The organism is Halorubrum sp. B52, assembly GCF_059752555.1.
In genome coordinates this window covers 152,052-173,198 of the sequence record NZ_MWTG01000012.1, presented here as the reverse complement: position 1 = coordinate 173,198, position 21,147 = coordinate 152,052, and the positions used below count along the sequence as shown (strand labels likewise).

The following is a 21,147-nucleotide window of genomic DNA, read 5'->3' as shown; positions in this document are numbered from 1 at the left end:
ATGGGACGACGAATCCAAGGACAGCGGCGTGGACGCGGCGGCCCGACGTTCCGGGCCCCGTCCCACCGCTACAAGGCGGAACTGTCGCACAAGAAGCTCGAGGACGTGGACACGGTCACCGGCGAGATCGTCGGGATCGAACACGACCCCGCCCGCTCGGCTCCGCTCGCGGAAGTCGAGTTCGAGGACGACGACCGTCGGCTCGTGCTCGCGCCGGAGGGCGTGCGCGTGGGCGAGACGATCCAGGTCGGCGTGAGCGCGGAGATCAAGCCCGGGAACACGCTCCCGCTGGCCGAGATCCCTGAGGGCGTGCCGGTGTGTAACGTCGAGAGCAACCGCGGGGACGGCGGGAAGTTCGCGCGCGCCTCCGGCGTGTCGGCGACGCTCCTCACCCACGACCGCGACGTCGCGGTCGTCCAGCTCCCCAGCGGGGAAGTGAAGCGGCTCGACCCGCAGTGCCGCGCCACGATCGGCGTGGTCGCGGGCGGCGGCCGGACGGAGAAGCCCTTCGTCAAGGCCGGTAACAAGTACCACAAGATGAAGGCGCGCGGGACCAAATACCCGCGCGTCCGCGGCGTCGCGATGAACGCCGTCGACCACCCCTTCGGCGGGGGCGGTCGCCAACACCCCGGCCAGCCGAAGTCCGTCTCGCGGGACGCCCCGCCCGGACGGAAGGTCGGTGACATCGCATCCAAGCGCACCGGACGAGGTGGCAACAAATGAGTTCCAACTACCGAACCGGCCGCGAGGGCAAGGAGTTCGCCTACCGCGGTCACTCGCTCGACGAGCTGCAGGAGATGGACGTCGAAGACGTCGCGGAACTGCTCCCCGCACGCCAGCGGCGAAGCATCGTTCGCGGCCTCGGCACCGAACAGCAGAAGCTGCTGGAGACGGTGCGGAGCCGCGACAAGGAGACGACGGCGGACGACCCGATCCGGACGCACCTGCGCGACATGCCGGTCCTGCCGGAGTTCGTCGGCGTCACCTTCTCCGTGTACAACGGACACAGCTTCGAGCGCGTACAGGTCGAACCCCAGATGATCGGACACTACCTGGGCGAGTTCCACCTCACGCGAAGCACCGTCGAACACGGTCAGGCCGGCATCGGCGCGACCCGGTCCTCGAAGTTCGTGCCCCTCAAGTAACAATGGGAATCAACTACAGCGTCGAGGCCGACCCGGAGACCACCGCCAAGGGGATGCTCCGCGACCGGCCCATCAGCGTGAAGGACAGCAAGGAGATCTCCCGGGAGATCAAAGGCGAGACCGTCGCCGACGCCGAGGAGTTCCTGCAGGAAGTCATCGACGAGGAGACCTCGGTGCCGATGCGCCAGCACAACGCCGGCGCGGGCCACCGCTCCGACATCGACGGCTGGGACGCCGGCCGCTACCCCGAGAAGGCCGCCAAGGACTTCCTCAAGCTCCTGGAGAACGTCAAGAACAACGCGACCGAACAGGGGTTCGACGGCGACGAGATGGTCATCAAACACGTCGCCCCCCACAAGGTCGGTGAGCGACCCGGGCGGAACCCGCGAGCCGCGGGCGCCACCCAGTGGAACACCACCCTCGCCGACGTCGAACTCATCATCGAGGACCCGGAGGCCGACGAATAATGGCTGACGAACACCAATTCATCGAGGACGGCCTGCGCCGTTCACAGATCAACGAGTTCTTCGCGGACGAGCTCGGCCGAGCCGGCTACGGCGGCATGGACGTCGCCAAGACGCCGATGGGCACGCAGATCGTGCTGAAGGCCGAAAAGCCCGGCATGGTGATCGGGAAGGGCGGGAAGAACATCCGCAAGATCACCACCGAGCTCGAGGACCGCTTCGACATGGACGACCCGCAGATCGACGTTCAGGAGGTCGACGAGCCCGACCTGAACGCCCAGATCGTCGCGGACCGTCTCGCGAACGCCTTAGAGCGCGGCTGGTACTTCCGGAAGGCCGGTCACACGACGATCGACCGGATCATGGACGCCGGCGCGCTGGGCGCCGAGATCGTGCTGTCCGGGAAGGTCACCGGCGCGCGCTCGCGCGTCGAGAAGTTCAACCGCGGCTACATCAAGCACAACGGCGAGCCCGCGGAGGAGGTCGTCGACCACGGCCAGGGCGTCGCGGTGATGAAGCTCGGGACGATCGGCGTCAACGTGAAGATCATCCCGCCGGGCGCGAAGCTCCCGGACGACTTCGACATCCGCGAGGACGCCGAGGTCCCGGAGGTCGAGCAGGCCGCCGCGGGCGACGACGAGGGCGTCGAGGCGCTCCTCGAGGAGGAGCCCGAGGAGGTGCCGGACGTCGGCGCCGACGACGACGACGTCGAGGTGCCCGACGAGGACCCCAGCGACCTCATCGACGAGGAGGTCGTCGAGGAGGTCGTTGAGGAGACGCAGGACACCGCCGCGGAGGCGACCGACGTCGCCGCCGAGGAGCCGGTCGGCGACGCCGACGCGGACGACGTCGACGAGCTCGACGAGGAGATCGAGTCGGAGGCGGCCGACCTCGTCGCGGAGATGGAAGCCGCGGACGACGAGGAGGAGGACGAATAATGGCGATCCTCTACACCGACGAGATCCGCGACATGACGGCGGCCGAGCGCCAGGTCGAGCTCGAGGAGCTCGAGACCGAGCTGCTCAACTCGAAGGCGCAGCGGGCGGCCGGCGGCATGCCGGAGAGCCCGGGCCGCGTGAAGGAGCTGAAGAAGACGATCGCGCGGATCAAGACGATCCAGCAGGAAGAAGGCGACTTCGACGACGAATAACGATGATATCCCCCGACACACTCGTCCGGCACGAACTCGTCGGCCTCCCGGTTCGGGTGGCCGACGCCGCCAGCGACGCCCACGCGGGCATCGCCGGCCGCGTGCTGTCCGAGACGTTCGGCACCCTCGTGGTCCGAACGCCGTCGGGGGACAAGCGCGTGCCCAAGTCGGGCGCGACGCTGGAGTTCGCGGTCGTCGACGTCCCGACCGTCCGCACAGATGAAGCCGCCGACGACGTCCAGTCGTCGGGGTCCGCGTCCCAACTCGGGTCGGATACTACGGGGGTCCGCCCCCGTCAGTCTGGCCCGTCCGGGTCCACAAGCGTCGTCACCGGTGACGACGCGGGTCCGGCGAGCCATCGCGGCGAGTGCAAAGACGCGGTCTACGTAACGGTGGATGGCGATCGGTTGCGGCATCGACCCGCCGAACGCACCGAACGAGGTGTCACACAATGGCGATAGGAATCGACGTACCCACGCCTCCGGAGCCAGACAACCCGGAGGATTACGACTACGAGAAGTGCCCGTTTTACGGGCAGCTCTCCGTCCGCGGCCAGACCCGTGAGGGAACGGTCGTGTCGACGGATATGGAAAAGACCGTCATCGTCGAGCGAGAGTACGACGTGTTCGTACCGAAATACGACCGGTACATGAAGCGTCGCTCGCGCATCCCGGCCCACGTGCCGGGCGTGCTCGACTCGCTCGAAGTCGGTGACGAAGTGACTATCGCGGAGACGCGACCGCTCTCGAAGACGAAGTCCCACGTCGTCGTCGAGAACCTGTCGGGTGATCGGTGATGGAGGCGCTCAAGGCCGACGTCACGCAGGGGCTCTCGAAGGGCTCGCTCATCACGTGCGCCGACAACACCGGCGCGCGCGAGCTGAAGGTGATTTCCGTGGCCGGCTACTCCGGCACGAAGAATCGCCACCCGAAGGCAGGTATCGGCGACAAGGTGACCGTCTCGGTCACCAAAGGGACCCCGGAGATGCGGCGGCAGGTGCTGGAGGCGGTCGTCGTCCGCCAGCGCAAGCCGATCCGCCGTCCGAGCGGGACCCGCGTGAAGTTCGAGGACAACGCGGCCGTCATCATCGACGACCTCGACGAGCCGCGGGGCACGGAGATCAAAGGCCCCGTCGCCCGCGAGGTCGCCGAACGATTCGGGAGCATCGCCTCGACCGCGACGATGATCGTCTAACCATGACGAAACAGCCACGCAAACAGCGAAAACGGTCGGAGACCGCGCCGCTCCACGAGCGGCAGAACCAGGTCCGAGCCACCCTCACGGAGGAGCTCCGCGAGGAGTACGGACAGCGCAACGTCCGCGTCAACGCCGGCGACACCGTCGAGGTGCTTCGCGGCGACGCGGCCGGGACGGAGGCGGAAGTCGTCGCCGTCGACCTGTCCGCGGAACGGATCACCGTCGAGGACGTCACCGTCGAGAAGGCGGACGGGGAGGAGGTTCCCCGCCCGATCCCGGCGAGTAACGTCCGGGTGACCGAACTGGACCTGGACGACGAGCGCCGGGAGGCGCGGCTCCAGGAGGATAACGAATGACGCGACATCAGAAGCGACTGGCAGTACCGAACTCCTGGCCGGTCGAGCGAAAGACGAACACGTTCACCGTCAAGGCCGGCGCCGGCCCGCACGGTGAGGCGGGCGTTCCGCTCGTCGTCCTGCTGCGGGACGTGCTCGGCTACGTCGACTCGACGAAGGAGGCGCGCTACGCGCTGAACAACGACTCGGTCCTCGTCAACGGGGACGCGGTCTCGGACGAGCAGCGTCCGATCGGGATGTTCGACATCCTGGCGTTCCCCGAGCGCGGGGAGTTCTTCCGCGTCTTCCCCGACGAGGGCGGTCGGCTCGCGCTGACCCCCGTTGACGAGGAGGCCGCGGGCAGCCGGCTCGGGAAGATCACGAACAAGTCGGTCGTCCCCGGCGGCGCCGTCCAGCTGACGCTCCACGACGGAACGAACGTGCGCGTCGACGCTGACACGCCGTACGACACCAAGGACTCGATCGTCGTCGACAACGAGACCAAGGAGGTCGTCGCCCACTTCGAGTACGAAGAGGGCGCGCTCGTCACCGCCGTCGCCGGCCAGCACGCCGGCCGGATCGGCGAGGTCGACGACATCGACGTGACGCTCGGCTCGGGCTCGAACACGGTCTTCGTCGGCGACGACGAGGACGGGTACGAGACGGTCGAGGAGTACCTCGTCGTCATCGACGAGAACTTCACCGGCGACGACGCCGAGGAGGCGGGTGATTCGGATGAGTGAAGCCGAGAGCGCATCTCACGAGATGCGCGAGCCGTACCTCGAGAAGGTCGTCGTCCACATGGGCGTCGGGCAGGGCGGTGAGCCGCTCGCCGACGCCGAGGAGATCATCGAGGAGATCACGGACCAGCAGTCGGTCCGGACCACCTCGAAGCGCACCATCGCCGAGTTCGGGATCCGCAAGGGCGACCCGATCGGCGTCAAGGTGACGCTGCGGGGCGAGGACGCGCACGAGTTCCTCGCGACCGCGCTCGACGTCACCGAGATCTCTCGGAGCCAGTTCGACGACACGGGCAACCTGAGCTTCGGGGTCGAGGACCACACCGACTTCCCGAGCCAGGAGTACAACCCCAACATCGGCATCTACGGGCTCGACGTGACGACGACGATCGTCCGGCCCGGCTACCGCGTGTCGAAGCGGGACAAGGCGACGGCGTCGATCCCCGCGAAACACCGGATGACAGTCGAGGACGCGGCCGCGTTCCTCGAGACCAACTTCGACGTAGAGGTAACGGAATGAGCGAAGCGAACAACGACACGGGCGAACACGCGGCGAAGCGCACCGACTCCCGGCACACCTGCCGGCGGTGCGACCGCGAGCAGGGGCTTGTCGGCAAGTACGACATCAACCTCTGCCGGCAGTGTTTCCGCGAGGTCGCCCGAGACATGGGATTCGAGAAGTACAGCTGATCATGACAGGAAACGATCCATTCACCAACGCGCTCGCCGGCATGGACAACGCCGAGAGCGTTGGCCACCTGTCGTACACGGTTGAGCCCGCCTCCAACATCATCGGCTCCGTCCTCGAGGTCCTCTACGACCGCGGGTACGTCGACGGCTTCGAGTACGTCGACGACGGGAAAGCCGGGAAGTTCGAGGTCGAACTGAAAGGCGCGATCAACGAGTGTGGCGCCGTCAAGCCCCGCTACTCCGCGGGTGCGGACGAGTTCGAGAAGTGGGAGAAGCGGTACCTCCCCGCCCGTGACTACGGGACGCTCATCGTCACGACGAGCCACGGCGTCATGAGCCACTACGAGGCCCGCGATCAGGGCATCGGTGGCCAAGTGATCGCATACGTCTACTAACAATGAACAGAGTCGAAATCGAGATTCCGGACGACGTCTCCGCCGAGACCGACCACCTCGAACTCACCGTCGAGGGTCCCAACGGGAGCGTTACGCGACGCCTCTGGTACCCCGACGTCGAGGTCACGGTCGAGGACGGTGTCGTCGCGATCGCCTCCGAGAACGAGGACGCGAAGACGAACGCCACGGTCGGCACCTTCGAGAGCCACGTCGCCAACATGATCCACGGCGTCACCGACGGATGGGAGTACACGATGGAAGTGTACTACGCCCACTTCCCGATGCAGGTGACCGTGGAGGGCGACGAGGTCGTCATCGAGAACTTCCTCGGCGAGCGAGCACAGCGACGCACTCCGATCCGCGGGGACACGGACGTACAGGTCGACGGCGAGACGGTCACCCTCTCGGGCTCCGACAAGGAGGCCGTCGGGCAGACCGCCGCCGACATCGAACAGCTGACGAAGGTGACCGACAAGGACACGCGCGTCTTCCAGGACGGCGTGTACATCGTCGAGAAGCCCACCGGAGGTGCCTAACCAATGGCCGAAGAACTGGAAGACATCAGCGGTGTCGGTCCCTCGAAGGCGGACGCCCTTCGCGAGGCCGGCTACGAGACGGTCGAGGACGTGAAGGCCGCCTCCCAGTCGGAGCTCTCCGAGGTCGACGGCGTCGGCAACGCGCTCGCAGCGCGCATCAAGGCCGACGTCGGCGGGCTGGAGGTCGACGAGGAGGCGGACGCGGAGATCGAAGACGAGACGGACGAGGAGGCGGAGGCCGACGAGGCCGACGCCGACGAGGACGTCGAGACGGAGCTTCGCCCCCGCGGTCACGCCGACAAGACGCCGGAGCTGGACGACGAGACCGCTCGCGCGCTCGCACAGAAGCACCGCGAGGGGAAACCGCAGTTCAACCGGCAGGACTACCACAAGAAAAAGCGGATCCCGACGTCGTGGCGCAAGCCGCGCGGCGGGCTCTCTAAGCAGCGCCGCCGCATGAAGGCGAAGGGTCCCGTCGTCGAGGCGGGGTTCCGCTCGCCGAAGGCGTCCCGCGACCTGCACCCGAGCGGCTTCGAGGAGGTCCGCGTGCACAACACGGACGACCTCGAGGGCGTCGACGGCGACACGCAGGCGGTGCGTATCGCCTCGAAGGTCGGCGGTCGCAAGCGCGAACTGATCGAAGACGAGGCGGAGGAGCGCGAGATCCGCGTGCTGAACCCGACCTACGTCGAAGTGGAGGTCGACGATGAGTGACCTGAAAGCGCAGAAACGGCTCGCCGCGGACGAGCTTGACGTCGGCAAGGGCCGCGTCTGGCTCGACCCCGAGGCACAGGAGGAGATCGAGGACGCCATCACGCGAGAGGACGTCCGCGAGCTCATCGAACAGGGCACGATCCGCGCGAAGGACGCGAAGACGAACTCCCGCGGACAGGCCCGCGAGCGCGCCGCGAAGCGCTCGTACGGACACAAGTCCGGCGCCGGGACCCGAAAGGGGAAGGCCGGCGCGCGACAGAACACGAAGGACGACTGGAAGGCGCGGATCCGCGCGCAGCGCGCCCGCCTGAAGGAGCTCCGCGACGACGAGGACGTCCTCGACGCCAGCGAGTACCGCACGCTCTACAACAAGGCGAGCGGCGGCGAGTTCGAGGACGTCGCGCGGCTGGAGGCGTACATCCAGACGCAGTACGGTTACGAGGTGACAGAGTAATGGCGACAGGACCACGATACAAGGTGCCGATGCGGCGCCGCCGCGAGGTCCGGACGGATTACCATCAGAGGTTGCGCCTGCTGAAATCGGGCAAGCCTCGCCTGGTCGCCCGGGTGAGCAACGCTCACGTCAGGGCGCAGCTGGTGACTCCCGGACCCGACGGCGACGAGACCCACGCGGCCGCCTCCAGCGAGGACCTCGCTGAGTACGGCTGGGACGCCCCCACGGGCAACCTCCCCAGCGCGTACCTCACCGGGTACCTCGCGGGCGCCCGCGCCGTCGACGCCGGCCTCGACGAGGCCGTGCTCGACATCGGGCTCAACACGGCGACGCCCGGCAACAAGACGTTCGCAGTACAGGAAGGAGCGATCGACGCCGGCCTCGAGATCCCGCACAACGACGGCGTGCTGGCCGACTGGTCGCGTACGCGAGGCGAGCACATCGCCGCGTACGACGAGCAGCTCGACGAGCCGCTGTACGGCGGCGAGTTCGACGCGGCCGACGTACCCGAGCACTTCGACGACGTGCTCGCGACAATCCAGGAGGACCATGAGTAGACACAACGACGGCTGGGAACCGCGGACGCGACTCGGCCGCAAGGTGCAGAACGGCGACATCTCGTCGATGGAACAGGCGCTCGACTCCGGCCTCCCGCTGAAGGAGGCGGAGATCGTCGACCAGCTCCTCCCGGGGCTGGAAGACGAGGTGCTGGACATCAACATGGTCCAGCGCATGACCGACTCCGGCCGCCGCGTGAAGTTCCGCTGCGTGGTCGCCGTGGGCAACCGCGACGGCTACCTCGGCTACGCGCAGGCCCGGGACGACCAGGTCGGCGGCGCCATCCAGAAGGCGATCGACGTCGCGAAGCTGAACATCATCGAGGTGGACCGCGGCTCCGGCTCCTGGGAGGACCAGCCCGGCGGCACGAACTCCCTGACCCGCACGGCGAAGGGGAAGGCCGGCTCCGTCACCGTCGAGATCAAGCCCGCCCCGCAGGGGCTGGGCCTCGCGGCCGCGGAGACGGTCCGGAACATCTTGGAGCTCGCCGGCGTCGAGGACGCCTGGACGAACTCCGACGGCAACACCCGCACGACCGTCAACCTCGCGAAGGCGACGTTCAACGCCCTGGAGAACGCGGCGCAGTCCCGCACTCCGCAGCACGCGCGCGAGGTCCACTACGACGAGGTGAGCGAGTGATGCAGGCGATCGTACAGCTCCGCGGCGACGTCAACCTCGAGTACGGCGTCGAGGACACGCTCGATATGCTGAACATCGGGCGCGTCAACCACGCGACGTTCGTCCCCGAGACGGAGTCGTACCGCGGCATGATCACGAAGGTGAACGACGTCGTCGCGTTCGGGGAACCGAGCGTCGACGCCGTCGCGACCACCATCGCTCGTCGCGGCGAGCCCCTCGAGGGCTCCGCCGACGTCGACGACGAGTGGATCGACGACAACACCGACTACGCCGACTTGGAGGCGCTGGCCGAGGCGCTCGTCGCCGAGGAGACGACCCTGCGCGAGCAGGGGCTCTCCCCGACGCTGCGGCTCCACGCGCCCCGCGGCGGTCACGAGGGCATCAAACACCCCGTGATCGAGGGCGGCGAGCTCGGGAAACACACGACCGAGGAGATTGACGGTCTCCTGGAGGCGATGCGATGACGAGCAAGAAACGTCGACAGCGCGGGTCCCGAACCCACGGCGGCGGCACGCACAAGAACCGGCGCGGCGCCGGTCACCGCGGCGGCCGCGGCGCGGCCGGCCGCGCGAAACACGAGTTCCACAACTACGGACCGCTCGGCAAGTACGGCTTCAAGCGCCCCGAGGACGCGCAGACGGAGGTCCTCGAGGTCAAGGTCCAGAAGCTCGACGAGGACGCGGCGCTGTACGCCGCGGAGGGCCTCGCCGAGGAGGACGGCGACGCGTACGTGGTCGACGCGCGAGACGTCGTCGACGACGGTCACGACGCCGACGTCGTGAAGGTGCTCGGCGGCGGACAGGTCCGCCGCGAGCTCCGCGTCACGGCCGACGCGTTCACCGCCGGTGCGGTCGAGCTGATCGAGGAGGCCGGCGGCGAGGCGGCGCTCTCCGAGCGCGCCGAGGAAGCCGCTGCCGAATCAGAAAACACTTCAGACGACGAGACTGACGAGGCGTAATCATGAGCTGGAAGGAGGCCGCCGAACCGGTGCTCTCGCGGATGCCCGTCGTGGAGCGACCGGCGGGTCACGTCCCGTTCAGGCGCAAGCTCACGTGGACGGCCGGAATCCTGATCGTCTACTTCTTCCTGACCAACATCAACCCGTTCGGGTTGGCCGTCGGTCAGGGGTCCGACTTCTTCGGGCAGTTCCGGTCGGTGCTCGCCGGCTCGTCCGGCTCGCTGTTGCAGGTCGGTATCGGACCGATCGTCACGGCGTCCATCGTCCTCCAGCTGTTGGGCGGTGCGAACCTGCTGGGCCTCGACACCGACGACCCGCGGGACCAGGTCCTGTACCAAGGCCTCCAGAAGCTGTTGGTGATCATCGTGACGGCGCTGACGGCCGCGCCGATGGTGTTCACGGGGCAGTTCCTGCCCGCGGACCCGGCCGTCGGACAGGCCCTCGGTATCGGGACGTTCGGCGTTAAGTCGCTGATCTTCGCGCAGATCTTCGTCGGCGGCGTCCTCCTCCTGTTCATGGACGAGATCGTGAGCAAGTGGGGCGTCGGCTCCGGCGTCGGGCTGTTCATCATCGCGGCGGTGAGCCAGCAGATCGTCGGCGGCTTCTTCAGCTTCTCCGCGCTCGGCGCGCCCGGCTTCTTCGCGAACTGGTACTCGATCGCGACTGGCGGCACCCAGCTGGGATCGCCGTTCACCTCGGCCGGGCTCGAGTCGCTGCTGTTCGAGCCGGGGAACATCCTCGCGCTGTTCACGACCGTGTTCATCTTCGGGATCGTCGTGTACGCGGAGTCCGTCCGCGTCGAGATCCCGCTGTCGCACGCCCGCGTGAAGGGTGCTCGCGGCCGCTTCCCGGTGAAGCTCATCTACGCGTCCGTCCTGCCGATGATCCTCGTGCGCGCGCTGCAGGCGAACATTCAGTTCGTCGGCCAGCTCCTCTCCTCGCAGTGGGCGGGGATGCCGGCGTGGCTCGGGGTGTACGGCGAGCAGGGACAGCCCACGTCCGGGCTGTTCTACTACCTGAACCCCATCCAGCAGCCGGAGCAGTGGATGTGGTTCCGCGGCGCCGCGACCGGCGAACCGTGGATGATCGCGGTCCGGCTCGCGATCGACCTCACCTTCATGATCGTCGGCGGGGCGATCTTCGCCATCTTCTGGGTCGAGACGACCGGGATGGGCCCGGAGGCGACTGCGAAGCAGATCCAGAACTCCGGGATGCAGATCCCCGGCTTCCGACGGAACCCGCAGGTCGTCGAGAAGGTGATGGAGCGGTACATCCCGCAGGTGACCGTCATCGGGGGCGCCCTCGTCGGGTTCCTCGCCGTGATGGCGAACCTGCTCGGTACCATCGGCTCGGTCTCCGGCACCGGACTGCTGCTCGCGGTCTCGATCACGTACAAGCTGTACGAGGAGATCGCCGAGGAGCAGCTGATGGAGATGCATCCGATGATGCGCCAGATGTTCGGGAACGAGTAACGACCGCTTCCCGCTTCTCGCGGTCTCTTTCTCAACGCGTTCGCAGCTACCGCTCCGTCGAGCGGACTCGCTCCGCGACGGCTTCGAGCGTTCGGAACTCCTCGGCCGAGTACGCGATGACCCGGACGTCGGTCAGCGTCGTCGGCTCGTGTGCGTCGATCTCCTCGCAGACGGTCTCGGCACCCGCCTCGAAGCCGAGGCCGGCGGCACCGGTTCCGAGCACCGGAACGACGAGCGACTCGCAGCCCAGTTCCTCTGCGGTCGCCAGCGCGTTCCGGGTCGCGTCGCCGACGCTCTCGGGAGTCGCGCGTCCGTCGCCGTAGTGCGGCATCGCCGCGGCGTGGATCACGTGGTCGGCGTCCAACTCGTACGCGTCGGTGACGGCGACCTCACCGAGATCGATCGGGCCCTTCGCGACGGCGGCCTCGTTTATCGGGCCGCCCGCGTTCCGACGGAGCGCGCCGGCGACGCCGCTTCCCATCTGCAGGCTGGTTCCGGCGGCGTTCACGAGCGCGTCTGCGCGCTGTTCGGCGATGTCGCCGCGGATGACGTCGAACTCCATACGCGACGCTTTCGTCGGCGATCCGGTAACGCTAACGGCCGGATCGGTCCGCGAGAACGGGAGGGGGACACCGTGAGTCAGCCGTGTTACGAATCGCTCCGCTGGTCTTCGTCTCCGTCCGACTCTTCGATCTTCTCGCCCACCGTCTCTTCGACCTTCTCGTCGACGGTCTTCTCGACGGTTTCCTCGACCTTTTCGTCCACCGTCTCCTCGACCTTCTCGCCCACAGTTTCCTCGACCTTCTCGCCGACGGTCTCTTCGACGGTTTTCTCGACGGTCTCCTCGACCTTCTCGCCCACGGTTTCCTCGACCTTCTCGCCCACTGTCTCCTCGACTGTCTTCTCGACGGTCTCCTCGACCTTCTCGCCCACCGTCTTCTCGACCGTTTCACCCACCGTCTCCTCGACGGTCTTCTCGACGGTCTCGCCGACGGTCTCCTCGACCTTCCCCGACACCTCCTCGCTGACGGTGTCGCTGACGTCGTCGGCGACCTCGCTGACCTCCTTGTTGACGGTGTCGCCGACGGTCTTCTCGACGGTCTCCTCGACGGTCTCCTCGACTTTCTCGCCGACGGTCTTCTCGACTTCCTTGCTGACGGTTTCGCCGACGCTCTTCTCGACCTCCTTGCTGACGGTTTCGCCGACGGTCTTCTCCACTTCCTTGTTGACGGTGTCCCCGACGGTCTTCTCCACTTCCTTGTTGACGGTGTCGCCCACGCTCTTCTCGACCTCCTTGCCGACCTGATCGGCGACCTCCCGCGTCATCCAGTCGGGGTCGAACCGGGCCATCTTCCAGACGACGTGGACCACGTAGGAGGCGAACACCCCGATCCCGAACGCGACGCCGACGTCGTTCACGTTCAGCGTCGCGATGAGGACGATCGATAAGACGATCAGCGCGCCGTACGCGAGGTCGGTGAGCGCGTCGACGCGGGCCGGACTCACCATCGCCGATCCGCCTCCGCGGTCGCGTCGCGGTCGCGCGTCGGGCGGCCGTCCCGGTCTCGGTTGAACGTAGCGTACATCAGTGTGTCCACGTATCCGCGGTGACGGGCTAAAAGCCCCGCTTCATGGCCGCCGCGTTCCGAACGGACGCGAGCGGCGCGTCGGGGGAGGTCACCGGCGGAGCGCGGTCCTTTTGTGCCGGATGGCCGAAACCGAGGCATGGACATCGAGGAGGGCGGTCTCACCGTCTCCGTCCCCGAGGCCCGCGACGGGGCAAGCGAGGGCACCGGCGGCGGGGTCTTCTTCAACCCGACCCAGGAGCTGAACCGCGACGTCACCGTCGCGGTGCTGCGCGCGTACCGCGAGCGCGAGCCGCGCGCGGCCTCCTACCTCGACGCGATGGCCGCCTCCGGGGTCCGCGGCGTGCGCGCCGCCGCCGAGGGGTACGACGTCACCTGCGCCGACGTCGATCCCGACGCCGTCGACCTCGCGGCCGAGAACCTCGCCGCCAACGACCTCGACGGGGAGACGGTCCACCGCGACGTCAACGCGCTGCTGTACGAGGACGTCTTCGACGTCGTCGACCTCGACCCGTACGGGACGCCGATCCCGTTCGCGGACGCCGCGCTCGCGAACGCGCGCAACCTCGTCTGCGTCACGGCGACCGACACCGCCCCCCTCTGCGGCGCGCACCTCAACAGCGGGATCCGGAAGTACGGCGCCGTCCCGCGCAACACCGACTACCACCCGGAGATGGGGCTCCGGACGCTGATCTCCGCGCTGGTGCGCACCGCGGCGCGCTACGACAAGGCGGCCCGCCCGATCGTCTCGCACGTCTCTCGCCACTACGCGCGGACCTACCTCGAACTGGAGTCGGGAGCGCAGGCGGCCGACGCCTGTATCGACGAGCTGGGGTACGTCGACAACTGCGAGGACTGCCTCTGGCGCGAGCCGACCCGCGGGCTGATCGCCGATCCCGTCTCGACCTGCCCCGTCTGCGGCAACGACCGCGTGCTCACGGCCGGGCCGCTGTGGCTGGGGCCGGTCGCCGACGCCGACTTCGCCCGCGCGGTCCGCCGACGCGTCACCGACGACATGGGCGAGGCGAAGCGCGCCCGGAAGCTGCTCGGGACCGTCGCCCGCGAGCTCGACACCCCCACGCATTACGACCAGCACCGGCTGTACAAGGAGTGGGGCGAGCCCGCCATCGGCATGGACGAGTTCGTCGACCGACTGCGGGGGGCCGGCCACGAGGCCAGCCGCGCCCACTACCGCGGCACCGCGGTCAAGAGCACGGCGTCGATCCCCGAGATGCGGTCGGCCGTTCTGGACGACGCCGCCTGACGGCTCTCGTTGTCGACGCGGCCTCCCTTCCCGTCACCGACGCCGACACCCGCCCCGCTTTTGTCGCTATCGCCCGAACTCCAGAGCGTGCCCCGACACTCGACCGCCGCGATCGGAACGGTCCGCCGCGTCGTCGACACAGCGATCGACCGGCAGGTGACGTTCCTCGCCGCCGCCATCGCCTACTACGCGTTCGTCTCGCTGATCCCCGCGTTACTCCTGCTCGTCGTCGTCGCCAGCGCCGTCTTCGGCGAGGCGCTCGCGGACGAGCTCCTGGCGATTGCCGGCGACTTCCTCACGCCGGCCGGCCAGGAGGCGGTGACCGCGGCGATCGCCTCCGGCGGCGGCCGGACGGGCGCGGGCCTGTTCGGCGTCGCCGTGCTGCTGTGGTCGACGCTGAAGGTGTTCCGCGCGCTCGACACGGCGTTCGCCGAGCTGTACGACGTCACGGAGCCGCCCGACTTCGTCAAACAGCTCACCGACGCCGGCTCGGTCGTCATCGCCGTCGGCGTCGGCGTCGGCGTGATGGTCGCCGTCGGCGCGTTCGTCGCGGCCGCCGACACGGTCCCGATCGTCGAGGCCGCGAGCATCCTCGCGTTACCGGGCTTCCTCGCGGTCGTCTTCCTCCCGATGTACTACCTCCTGCCCGAGCCCCCGATCGGGATCCGGGAGGCGCTCCCCGGGGCCGCCTTCGCCGCCGTCGGCTGGACGCTGCTGCAGGCCGGCTTTCAGGTGTACGCCGCGAACGCCGGCCAGTACCAGGTGTACGGCGTGATCGGCGGTGTCCTCCTCCTCGTCACGTGGCTGTACCTCGCGGCCACCGTGGTCGTGATCGGCGGCGTCGTCAACGTCGTCCTGGCGGAACGGGGCGCCGGCGCCCCACCCCCCGTCGACGACGCGGACCGGCAGTTACAACACGACCGCGGCCGACCCACGGGTATGAACGGCGAGTCGGACGGCGCGGGCGACGCCGGCGACGAGGAACGGCCGACCGGAGCGCCGGACGTGGCGGCGCTCCAAGAGGAAGTCGGACGGCTGCGGGCGGAGTTCGACGAGTTCGAGGACGACGTCGAGCGGCGCACCGTCGACAAGCCCGCGGTGGAGTCGGAGCTGAAACGCTACGTCCGGTCCCGGATGCGGCGCGGCCACGCCCGCGGCTGGGGGCCGTACCTCGTGCTGCTGTACGGGACGGTGCTGATCTTGGGCGCGTTCTCCTTCCTCGACGGCCTCTACGCCATCGCCTCGATGCTCATCCTCGGGCTGTCGACGCTGGGGCTGTACACCCTCTTCATCGTCGTCGGCATCGGTCTCAACCTGATCGAGACGCCCGGGAAGGCGCTCGACTACGCCCGCGACCGGGGCGACGACTGACCCGTGACGGGACTCGTCTCCGCGGAGCGCGGGGTCGGCGGGACCGCCCTCGCCGACGCGCTCCCCGAGGCCGTCGTCGTCTTCTTCGCGGCCGTCACCCACCTCGCGGACCCGTGGTTCCTCTTCGGGATCTTGGCGGTCGCCTACTGGTTCGCCGGCGACCGGCTCGCGGCCTCGCCGCGCCGCGCCGGCGCGACCGCCGTCGCTGCCGTCACCTGCGCGTACGCCGCCGTCGCGCTCGGCAAGGCGTGGTTCGCCCTCCCCCGACCGCCGGGAGCGATGGGACCGGCCGACGTGCCGACGTGGCTCCCCGGTCTGCTCGCGGGATGGTACGAGGCGCAGGTGCTCTCCGACGGCTTCGGCTTCCCGAGCGGACACGCCACCGGCGGCGCGGCGGCGTACCTCGCGCTGGCGCTGCTGTACGACCGCGCGTGGACCGACCGGACGCGACTGCTCGCGGCCGGCGTCGTCGCCGTCGCCGTCGCCGCCTCGCGGGTGATCATCGAGGTCCACTACCTCGTCGACGTCGTCGCCGGCCTCTGCCTCGGCGCCGGCGTCGTCGCCGTCGCGCTGTGGCTCGCCGGGGACCCGCGGCTCCGCCGGCGGAACGCCTCGTGGGTGGACCGGCGCGAGCCGACCGCCGGGCTCGACCCCACCCCGGCGTTCCTGCTGGCCGGGGTCGTCTCGACCGCCGCGGCCGGCGTCGCGTTCGCCGGCGGACACACCGGGGAGGTCGTCGAGGCGGGGATCGGGATCGCCACCGGGCTCGGCGGCGCGGCGGGCTGGCGGCTCGTCTCCGGCGACGAGCCCGCGGTCCCGGTCCGGATCGCGGTCCCGGCGCTCGCCGTCACCGGCGCGCTCTGGGTCGGCGCGTACTCGCTCGCCGACTCGCTCGTCGTCACGCTGGCCGCGACAACCGCCGCGGTCGTCGCCGTCGTCGCGCTGCCCGCACTGCCGGCGCGGATCGGTGCGGTCCGGTCGGACCGCACCGCGAGCGACTGGTCGAACGGAAACGACTGAGAAAGAAAGAGAGAACGGCCGAAGCGGAGCCTTTCAGAACGTCTCGAGGTAGCGGTCCTCCTCCCACTGGGAGACCTGGGTGAGGTACTCGCTGAACTCCTGGGACTTCGCCTCGGCGAACTTCTCGGAGGTGTGCGGGCCGAGCGCGTCCTGGATGACCTCGTCGGTTTCGAGGGCGTCGACCGCCTTTCCGAGGTTCGCCGGAAGCGTCTCGATGCCGTACTCCTTGCGCTTCTCGTCGTCGAACTCGTAGATGTCTTCGCGGACCGGGTCGCCGGGGTCGGCCTCCGTCTCGATGCCGTGGAGGCCGGCCGCGATCATCGACGCCAGTCCGAGGTAGGGGTTACAGGACGGGTCGGGGCTGCGGACCTCGAAGCGCGCGGAGACGCCGGCCGCGTCCGGGACGCGGACGAGCGCCGAGCGGTTCGTGTCGGACCACGCGACGTAGATGGGCGCCTCGTAGCCGGGCACCAGGCGCTTGTAGGAGTTCACGGTCGGGTTGGTGACGGCCGTGAACGCCTGCGCGTGGTTCAGGATGCCGCCCATGAACTGGTAGGCCGTCTCGCTCAGGTTGAACTCGTCGTCGTCGTCGGCGAAGGCGTTGCCGTCGTCGTCGAACAGCGAGATGTGGCTGTGCATCCCCGAGCCGTTGATCTCGGCGATCGGCTTGGGCATGAACGTCGCGTGGAGGTCGTGCTGCGCCGCGACCGCGCGGACCACGGCGCGGAACGTCGCGATGTTGTCCGCGGCCGTGAGCGCGTCGTCGTACTTGAAGTTGATCTCGTGTTGCCCTTCAGCGACCTCGTGGTGGGACGCCTCGATCTCGAAGCCCATCTCCTCGAGGGTGAAGATGATCTCCTTGCGCACGTCGCTCGCGAGGTCTTTGGGCGCGAGGTCGAAGTAGCCGCCGTTGTCGTGGGGGATCGTCGTCGCGTTGCCGTCGTCGTCCGTCTTGAAGAGGAAGAACTCCGGCTCCGGCCCGATCGAAACCGTGTACCCCATGTCGTCGGCCTTCGAGAGGACGCTCTTCAGCACTTGGCGCGGACCGCCCTCGAACGGTTCCCCTTCCGTGGTGACGATGTCACAGATGATCCGGGCGGCCGCGGAGCCGTCCTCGCCGTCGCTGCGCCACGGGAGCACCGCGAACGTGTCGGGGTCGGGGACGAGGCGCATGTCCGACTCCTGAATGCGCACGAACCCCTCGATGGAGGAGCCGTCGAAGTAGATCCCCTCGGTGAACGCTTTCTCCGCCTGGTGAGCCGGCACGGAGACGTTCTTCACGACGCCGAGGATGTCGGTGAACTGGAGCCGCAGGAAGTCGACGTTTTCTTCTTCGATCTCGTCGAGTACCGCCTGTTCTTCGGCCGTGAGGCCGCCGTCTGGTTTCGCGTGTTCGTCCGTCATGTTCTGGACGCTTCGTTAGTTATCTGCCAGTATAAAGGCCTTATCGCTTGGTGCATGAACCGCCAGTGCGGCAATAATGCTGGACGTTCGTAAAATTATAAACCCCCGAACGCGTGGATAGGTGTGATGACGTACGAAAACCTCGACGCCAAACTCGTCAATTCGCTTCTCAGCAACGGTCGCGCGAGCCTCCGGAGCCTCGGAGACGAGCTCGACGTCTCCGTGACCACCGTCTCGAATCACCTCCGCGACCTCGAGGACGAGGGCGTGATCCGCGGGTACACGCCCATCGTCGACTACGACAAGCTCGGCTACGACGTGACCGCCGTGCTCCAGCTGAAGGTCGAGGGGAGCGCGCTCCCCGACGTGACCGAGAGGCTCCGCCAGGAGAAGCAGATGGTGAGCGTCTACGAGGTCACGGGCGATTACGACGTGATCGCGATCGGCAAGTTCACCGACACGGACGGGATGAACGACCAGATCAAGTCCATCCTCACCGACGCCGACATCCGCGAGTCGAACACGAGCGTCGTCTTGAACGCGGTCACCGAGAACGAGCAGTTCGACCTCGACCTCAACGAGGAGTAGTCCGGACGCGAGCGCGGAGCTCCGGTCCGACGCCCTACTGCCGCCCGGCCGCCGCCTCGAGGACCTCCACGGCCGGCAGCGGCTCGCCCGTCAGCGCGCGGATGTACGCGCCGCCCGCGATGGAGACGTGCGAGAAGTCGTCCTCGCTCAGGCCGTACATCTCGATGGCGCGCGAGGTGTCGCCCCCGCCGACGACCGAGAAGCAGTCGGTGTCGGCGATGGCCTCCAGCACGCCGACGGTGCCGTCGGCGAACCGCTCGTCCTCGAAGACGCCGAGCGCCCCCTTCACGAACACCGCGTCGGAGTCGCGGATCGCGGGCTCGTAGGCCGCGACCGTCTCCGACCCCACGTCGAGGTACCCCGTGTCCTTCTCGTCGACGTCGTCGACGGCGACCTCCGCGCGCTCGCCGTCTTCGCCCTCGTACGCGAGGTCCGTCGCGAGGCGGATCGCGTCGCCTCGCTCCTCGAGCACCGACTCGATCAGCTCGCGGTTCTGCTCCCACTGCTCGTCGAACAGGTCCGACCCGCCGACGTCGTGCCCGACCGGGTGACCCGCGGCGCGCAGGAACAGTTCGCCGGCGACGCCGCCGAGGAGGAAGCGGTCGACCCGGTCGTCTAAGGCGTCCATCACGCCGATCACGTCGGTCGCCTTCGTCCCGCCGACGACCATCGTCACCGGCCCGTCGAACTTGCGGGTCGCGATGGCGGTGTTGGCCTCGTACTCGGTCTCCATCACGCGGCCGGCGTACGCGGGGAGCGCGAGCGGGAAGCCGACCAGCGAGGCGTGCAACCGATGCGCCGCGGAGTACGCGTCGTTGACGTACGCGTCGAACCGCGGCGCGAGCGTCCGGACGAACTCGGTCTCGGCCTTCTCCTCGGGCGACGCCTCGGGGAGCTCGTCCTCGCACATCCGGGTGTTCTCTAACAGGAGGACCTCGCCCGCGCCGAGCGCGTCGATGGCCGAAAGCGCCTCGTCGCCGTACGTGTCCGGGACGAAGGCGACGTCGCGGCCGACGTGCGCCGAGAGGATCGCGGCGTGGCCCGACAGCGACGTGAAGTCGTCGCGGCCGGGGCGGCCCTGGTGGGCCATCAGTACGACGCGGTGGCCCGCCTCGGCGAGTTCGCGGACCGTCTCCGCGTGACGCTCGAAGCGGCGGTTGTCCTGCGGTTCTCCGTCCTCGATCGGCGAGTTGAGGTCGAGCCGAACGAGGACGCGCGAGTCTGCCGGGATGTCGTCGATGGTGTCGAAGGTAGCCATGGGTGAACGGTCGTCGATTGGATATTTAATAAGTGGTTCTCCGGGGGAACGTTGCCGCCCGGTGGGCGCGTCGCGTGAGAGACCGAGCCGCGTCGGCCCCGCCGGGCGCGGTCGGCCGCTTACGCCTCGTCGCGGACGTACGCGGCCATGTCGAGCATCCGGTTCGAGAAGCCGTACTCGTTGTCGTACCAGGTGAGGATCTTCAGGAGCTTCCCGCCGGCGACGACGTTCGTCGACTGCAGGTCGACGTAGCTGGAGAAGGGGAGGCCGACGATGTCGCTGGAGACGACCTCGTCGTCGGTGTAGCCGAGCACGCCCGCGAGCGGACCGGAGTCGGCGGCGTCGCGGAAGGCCGCGTTGACGTCCTGCTCGGTGACGGTCTCGTCGAGGCTGACGACGAACTCGGTGAGCGAGCCGTTCGGGACCGGAACGCGCATCGCCATCCCGTCGATCTTCCCCTCGAGCTGCGGGAGGACCTGCTGTGCCGCGCCGGCCGCGCCCGTCGAGGTCGGCACGATGTTCTCGGCGGCCGCGCGCCCGCGGCGCGTCTTCGCCTTCGGGCCGTCGATGAGCGCCTGCGAGCCGGTGTACGCGTGGACGGTGGTGAGGGTGCCGGCGTCGACGCCGAACTCGTCGTCGAGCACCTTCGCGACCGGCGTGATGGAGTTCGTCGTACAGGAGGCGTTCGAGACCACGTCGTCGCCGTCGTACTCGTCGTGGTTCACGCCGTAGACGAGCTGCTTGACGGGCTTTTCGCCCTTCGGCGGCGCCGAGATGATCACGGTGTCCGCGCCGCCGTCGAGGTGCGCGCTCGCGTCGTCGTACGTCCGGAAGACGCCCGTACACTCCAGGGCGACGTCGACGTCGAGCTCGGCCCACGGGAGGTCCGCGGGGTCCTGCACGTTGTACAGCGGGACCGAGGTGCCGCCGATGGTCAGCGAGTCGCCCTCGCGCTCGACGCCGTCGAGCCGACCCATGACGGTGTCGTACTTCGCGAGGTACGCCATGTCGTCGAACTCCATCACGTCGTTGACGCCGACGAGCTCGATCCGCGGCGCCTCCAGCACCGCCCGGAACACGTTCCGCCCGATGCGGCCGAATCCGTTGAGCCCGACACGCACGACCTCGTCGTCGCTCACGTCGTCGGCCGCGTCGAGATATGATTTACTCATATACGAAAAAGCGAGCCGCAGATACTTAAATCCGGCC

General features: G+C 68.4%; 30 protein-coding genes. 25 read left to right on the top strand and 5 right to left on the bottom strand.

All coding sequences use genetic code 11. From position 1 onward, the window contains the following. From B4V04_RS16670 to secY, 21 genes are read left to right on the top strand one after another with little or no spacing between them, the layout of a single operon-like run. Complete coding sequence (locus tag B4V04_RS16670; protein WP_144798175.1) at positions 1-723, top strand: 50S ribosomal protein L2; 723 nt, start codon at positions 1-3, stop codon at positions 721-723. After that, positions 720-1,145, top strand: coding sequence for a 30S ribosomal protein S19 (locus B4V04_RS16665; protein ID WP_144798174.1), 426 nt, complete (start codon positions 720-722; stop codon positions 1,143-1,145). The genes B4V04_RS16670 and B4V04_RS16665 overlap by 4 nt, the downstream gene beginning before the upstream one ends. Positions 1,146-1,147: 2 nt before the next feature. Beyond that, positions 1,148-1,612 (top strand): 50S ribosomal protein L22, encoded by a 465-nt coding sequence (locus tag B4V04_RS16660; protein WP_094521926.1) that lies wholly within the window; start codon positions 1,148-1,150, stop codon positions 1,610-1,612. Then, a complete protein-coding gene (locus tag B4V04_RS16655) occupies positions 1,612-2,547 on the top strand; it encodes a 30S ribosomal protein S3 (protein ID WP_498232817.1) in 936 nt (311 codons plus the stop codon). The genes B4V04_RS16660 and B4V04_RS16655 overlap by 1 nt, the downstream gene beginning before the upstream one ends. Further along, positions 2,547-2,759 carry a 50S ribosomal protein L29 gene (gene rpmC / locus B4V04_RS16650; RefSeq protein ID WP_094521928.1) on the top strand — a complete coding sequence of 71 codons (213 nt, stop codon included), beginning with the start codon at positions 2,547-2,549 and terminating at the stop codon, positions 2,757-2,759. Before B4V04_RS16655 ends, rpmC begins: the two co-directional genes overlap by 1 nt. Positions 2,760-2,761: 2 nt before the next feature. After that, positions 2,762-3,220 (top strand): ribonuclease P protein component 1, encoded by a 459-nt coding sequence (locus tag B4V04_RS16645; RefSeq protein WP_498232816.1) that lies wholly within the window; start codon positions 2,762-2,764, stop codon positions 3,218-3,220. Beyond that, positions 3,211-3,555: a 30S ribosomal protein S17 gene (locus B4V04_RS16640; protein WP_498232815.1), complete on the top strand. Its 345-nt coding sequence runs from the start codon at positions 3,211-3,213 to the stop codon at positions 3,553-3,555. The genes B4V04_RS16645 and B4V04_RS16640 overlap by 10 nt, the downstream gene beginning before the upstream one ends. Next, positions 3,555-3,953, top strand: coding sequence for a 50S ribosomal protein L14 (locus tag B4V04_RS16635; RefSeq protein ID WP_144798169.1), 399 nt, complete (start codon positions 3,555-3,557; stop codon positions 3,951-3,953). Before B4V04_RS16640 ends, B4V04_RS16635 begins: the two co-directional genes overlap by 1 nt. Before the next feature lie 2 nt (positions 3,954-3,955). Further along, complete coding sequence (gene rplX, locus B4V04_RS16630; protein ID WP_498232814.1) at positions 3,956-4,312, top strand: 50S ribosomal protein L24; 357 nt, start codon at positions 3,956-3,958, stop codon at positions 4,310-4,312. Further along, entirely contained in the window at positions 4,309-5,034 is a 726-nt protein-coding gene (locus B4V04_RS16625; protein WP_498232813.1) for a 30S ribosomal protein S4e, read from the top strand. The genes rplX and B4V04_RS16625 overlap by 4 nt, the downstream gene beginning before the upstream one ends. Next, positions 5,027-5,551 (top strand): 50S ribosomal protein L5, encoded by a 525-nt coding sequence (locus tag B4V04_RS16620; RefSeq protein WP_144798166.1) that lies wholly within the window; start codon positions 5,027-5,029, stop codon positions 5,549-5,551. The genes B4V04_RS16625 and B4V04_RS16620 overlap by 8 nt, the downstream gene beginning before the upstream one ends. After that, the gene (locus B4V04_RS16615; RefSeq protein WP_004597423.1) at positions 5,548-5,721 is read left to right on the top strand and encodes a 30S ribosomal protein S14; all 174 of its coding nucleotides are present in this window, start codon (positions 5,548-5,550) and stop codon (positions 5,719-5,721) included. Before B4V04_RS16620 ends, B4V04_RS16615 begins: the two co-directional genes overlap by 4 nt. Before the next feature lie 2 nt (positions 5,722-5,723). Further along, positions 5,724-6,116, top strand: a complete 393-nt coding sequence (locus B4V04_RS16610) for a 30S ribosomal protein S8 (protein ID WP_144798165.1) — start codon at positions 5,724-5,726, stop codon at positions 6,114-6,116. Positions 6,117-6,118: 2 nt separating this feature from the next. Next, on the top strand, positions 6,119-6,652 hold the full coding sequence (locus B4V04_RS16605; protein WP_123113262.1) for a 50S ribosomal protein L6: 534 nt from the start codon (positions 6,119-6,121) through the stop codon (positions 6,650-6,652). Between the two features lie 3 nt (positions 6,653-6,655). Next, positions 6,656-7,366, top strand: coding sequence for a 50S ribosomal protein L32e (locus tag B4V04_RS16600; protein WP_498232812.1), 711 nt, complete (start codon positions 6,656-6,658; stop codon positions 7,364-7,366). Next, complete coding sequence (locus B4V04_RS16595) at positions 7,359-7,820, top strand: 50S ribosomal protein L19e (RefSeq protein ID WP_498232811.1); 462 nt, start codon at positions 7,359-7,361, stop codon at positions 7,818-7,820. Before B4V04_RS16600 ends, B4V04_RS16595 begins: the two co-directional genes overlap by 8 nt. Next, positions 7,820-8,377, top strand: coding sequence for a 50S ribosomal protein L18 (locus B4V04_RS16590; RefSeq protein WP_498232810.1), 558 nt, complete (start codon positions 7,820-7,822; stop codon positions 8,375-8,377). Before B4V04_RS16595 ends, B4V04_RS16590 begins: the two co-directional genes overlap by 1 nt. Further along, positions 8,370-9,017, top strand: coding sequence for a 30S ribosomal protein S5 (locus B4V04_RS16585; RefSeq protein ID WP_144798160.1), 648 nt, complete (start codon positions 8,370-8,372; stop codon positions 9,015-9,017). Before B4V04_RS16590 ends, B4V04_RS16585 begins: the two co-directional genes overlap by 8 nt. After that, positions 9,017-9,481 (top strand): 50S ribosomal protein L30, encoded by a 465-nt coding sequence (locus tag B4V04_RS16580; protein ID WP_498232809.1) that lies wholly within the window; start codon positions 9,017-9,019, stop codon positions 9,479-9,481. The genes B4V04_RS16585 and B4V04_RS16580 overlap by 1 nt, the downstream gene beginning before the upstream one ends. Beyond that, complete coding sequence (locus B4V04_RS16575) at positions 9,478-9,975, top strand: uL15m family ribosomal protein (protein WP_498232808.1); 498 nt, start codon at positions 9,478-9,480, stop codon at positions 9,973-9,975. The genes B4V04_RS16580 and B4V04_RS16575 overlap by 4 nt, the downstream gene beginning before the upstream one ends. A gap of 2 nt (positions 9,976-9,977) precedes the next feature. Continuing rightward, the gene (gene secY / locus B4V04_RS16570) at positions 9,978-11,447 is read left to right on the top strand and encodes a preprotein translocase subunit SecY (RefSeq protein ID WP_498232807.1); all 1,470 of its coding nucleotides are present in this window, start codon (positions 9,978-9,980) and stop codon (positions 11,445-11,447) included. A gap of 46 nt (positions 11,448-11,493) precedes the next feature. On the opposite strand, the gene B4V04_RS16565 is transcribed toward secY, so the two are convergent. Then, positions 11,494-12,009 (bottom strand): macro domain-containing protein, encoded by a 516-nt coding sequence (locus B4V04_RS16565; protein ID WP_498232806.1) that lies wholly within the window; start codon positions 12,007-12,009, stop codon positions 11,494-11,496. An 86-nt stretch (positions 12,010-12,095) separates the two neighbouring features. Next, positions 12,096-12,956 carry a hypothetical protein gene (locus tag B4V04_RS16560; RefSeq protein ID WP_498232805.1) on the bottom strand — a complete coding sequence of 287 codons (861 nt, stop codon included), beginning with the start codon at positions 12,954-12,956 and terminating at the stop codon, positions 12,096-12,098. A gap of 216 nt (positions 12,957-13,172) precedes the next feature. On the opposite strand from B4V04_RS16560, the gene B4V04_RS16555 reads away from it, so the two are divergent. The 3 genes from B4V04_RS16555 to B4V04_RS16545 all read left to right on the top strand — a co-directional run bounded on the left by B4V04_RS16555 (position 13,173) and on the right by B4V04_RS16545 (position 16,688). Next, positions 13,173-14,297, top strand: coding sequence for a tRNA (guanine(26)-N(2))-dimethyltransferase (locus tag B4V04_RS16555; protein WP_498232804.1), 1,125 nt, complete (start codon positions 13,173-13,175; stop codon positions 14,295-14,297). Positions 14,298-14,384: 87 nt separating this feature from the next. Beyond that, positions 14,385-15,668 carry a YihY/virulence factor BrkB family protein gene (locus B4V04_RS16550; RefSeq protein WP_498232803.1) on the top strand — a complete coding sequence of 428 codons (1,284 nt, stop codon included), beginning with the start codon at positions 14,385-14,387 and terminating at the stop codon, positions 15,666-15,668. A 3-nt stretch (positions 15,669-15,671) separates the two neighbouring features. Further along, entirely contained in the window at positions 15,672-16,688 is a 1,017-nt protein-coding gene (locus B4V04_RS16545) for a phosphatase PAP2 family protein (protein ID WP_498232802.1), read from the top strand. Positions 16,689-16,721: 33 nt separating this feature from the next. Here B4V04_RS16545 and glnA read toward each other — a convergent pair whose 3' ends face one another. Continuing rightward, a complete protein-coding gene (glnA, locus tag B4V04_RS16540) occupies positions 16,722-18,092 on the bottom strand; it encodes a type I glutamate--ammonia ligase (RefSeq protein WP_498232801.1) in 1,371 nt (456 codons plus the stop codon). 126 nt (positions 18,093-18,218) lie between these two features. On the opposite strand from glnA, the gene lrp reads away from it, so the two are divergent. After that, the gene (gene lrp, locus B4V04_RS16535) at positions 18,219-18,680 is read left to right on the top strand and encodes an HTH-type transcriptional regulator Lrp (protein WP_498232800.1); all 462 of its coding nucleotides are present in this window, start codon (positions 18,219-18,221) and stop codon (positions 18,678-18,680) included. A 34-nt stretch (positions 18,681-18,714) separates the two neighbouring features. On the opposite strand, the gene B4V04_RS16530 is transcribed toward lrp, so the two are convergent. Continuing rightward, entirely contained in the window at positions 18,715-19,938 is a 1,224-nt protein-coding gene (locus B4V04_RS16530; protein WP_498232799.1) for a phosphoglycerate kinase, read from the bottom strand. Positions 19,939-20,057: 119 nt separating this feature from the next. Next, positions 20,058-21,110, bottom strand: a complete 1,053-nt coding sequence (gap, locus tag B4V04_RS16525; RefSeq protein ID WP_498232798.1) for a type I glyceraldehyde-3-phosphate dehydrogenase — start codon at positions 21,108-21,110, stop codon at positions 20,058-20,060. Positions 21,111-21,147: the final 37 nt, after the last annotated feature.

Coding starts and splice junctions, on each gene's coding strand:
- B4V04_RS16620 (WP_144798166.1), top strand. CDS start 5,027: ATGAGTGAAGCCGAGAGCGCATCTCACGAGATGCGCGAGCCGTACCTC.
- B4V04_RS16670 (WP_144798175.1), top strand. CDS start 1: ATGGGACGACGAATCCAAGGACAGCGGCGTGGACGCGGCGGCCCGACG.
- secY (WP_498232807.1), top strand. CDS start 9,978: ATGAGCTGGAAGGAGGCCGCCGAACCGGTGCTCTCGCGGATGCCCGTC.
- B4V04_RS16635 (WP_144798169.1), top strand. CDS start 3,555: ATGGAGGCGCTCAAGGCCGACGTCACGCAGGGGCTCTCGAAGGGCTCG.
- B4V04_RS16575 (WP_498232808.1), top strand. CDS start 9,478: ATGACGAGCAAGAAACGTCGACAGCGCGGGTCCCGAACCCACGGCGGC.
- B4V04_RS16560 (WP_498232805.1), bottom strand. CDS start 12,956: ATGGTGAGTCCGGCCCGCGTCGACGCGCTCACCGACCTCGCGTACGGC.
- B4V04_RS16590 (WP_498232810.1), top strand. CDS start 7,820: ATGGCGACAGGACCACGATACAAGGTGCCGATGCGGCGCCGCCGCGAG.
- B4V04_RS16655 (WP_498232817.1), top strand. CDS start 1,612: ATGGCTGACGAACACCAATTCATCGAGGACGGCCTGCGCCGTTCACAG.
- rplX (WP_498232814.1), top strand. CDS start 3,956: ATGACGAAACAGCCACGCAAACAGCGAAAACGGTCGGAGACCGCGCCG.
- rpmC (WP_094521928.1), top strand. CDS start 2,547: ATGGCGATCCTCTACACCGACGAGATCCGCGACATGACGGCGGCCGAG.
- glnA (WP_498232801.1), bottom strand. CDS start 18,092: ATGACGGACGAACACGCGAAACCAGACGGCGGCCTCACGGCCGAAGAA.
- B4V04_RS16595 (WP_498232811.1), top strand. CDS start 7,359: ATGAGTGACCTGAAAGCGCAGAAACGGCTCGCCGCGGACGAGCTTGAC.
- B4V04_RS16615 (WP_004597423.1), top strand. CDS start 5,548: ATGAGCGAAGCGAACAACGACACGGGCGAACACGCGGCGAAGCGCACC.
- B4V04_RS16665 (WP_144798174.1), top strand. CDS start 720: ATGAGTTCCAACTACCGAACCGGCCGCGAGGGCAAGGAGTTCGCCTAC.
- gap (WP_498232798.1), bottom strand. CDS start 21,110: ATGAGTAAATCATATCTCGACGCGGCCGACGACGTGAGCGACGACGAG.
- B4V04_RS16580 (WP_498232809.1), top strand. CDS start 9,017: ATGCAGGCGATCGTACAGCTCCGCGGCGACGTCAACCTCGAGTACGGC.
- B4V04_RS16605 (WP_123113262.1), top strand. CDS start 6,119: ATGAACAGAGTCGAAATCGAGATTCCGGACGACGTCTCCGCCGAGACC.
- B4V04_RS16660 (WP_094521926.1), top strand. CDS start 1,148: ATGGGAATCAACTACAGCGTCGAGGCCGACCCGGAGACCACCGCCAAG.
- B4V04_RS16600 (WP_498232812.1), top strand. CDS start 6,656: ATGGCCGAAGAACTGGAAGACATCAGCGGTGTCGGTCCCTCGAAGGCG.
- B4V04_RS16530 (WP_498232799.1), bottom strand. CDS start 19,938: ATGGCTACCTTCGACACCATCGACGACATCCCGGCAGACTCGCGCGTC.
- B4V04_RS16555 (WP_498232804.1), top strand. CDS start 13,173: ATGGACATCGAGGAGGGCGGTCTCACCGTCTCCGTCCCCGAGGCCCGC.
- B4V04_RS16625 (WP_498232813.1), top strand. CDS start 4,309: ATGACGCGACATCAGAAGCGACTGGCAGTACCGAACTCCTGGCCGGTC.
- lrp (WP_498232800.1), top strand. CDS start 18,219: ATGACGTACGAAAACCTCGACGCCAAACTCGTCAATTCGCTTCTCAGC.
- B4V04_RS16610 (WP_144798165.1), top strand. CDS start 5,724: ATGACAGGAAACGATCCATTCACCAACGCGCTCGCCGGCATGGACAAC.
- B4V04_RS16645 (WP_498232816.1), top strand. CDS start 2,762: ATGATATCCCCCGACACACTCGTCCGGCACGAACTCGTCGGCCTCCCG.
- B4V04_RS16585 (WP_144798160.1), top strand. CDS start 8,370: ATGAGTAGACACAACGACGGCTGGGAACCGCGGACGCGACTCGGCCGC.
- B4V04_RS16565 (WP_498232806.1), bottom strand. CDS start 12,009: ATGGAGTTCGACGTCATCCGCGGCGACATCGCCGAACAGCGCGCAGAC.
- B4V04_RS16640 (WP_498232815.1), top strand. CDS start 3,211: ATGGCGATAGGAATCGACGTACCCACGCCTCCGGAGCCAGACAACCCG.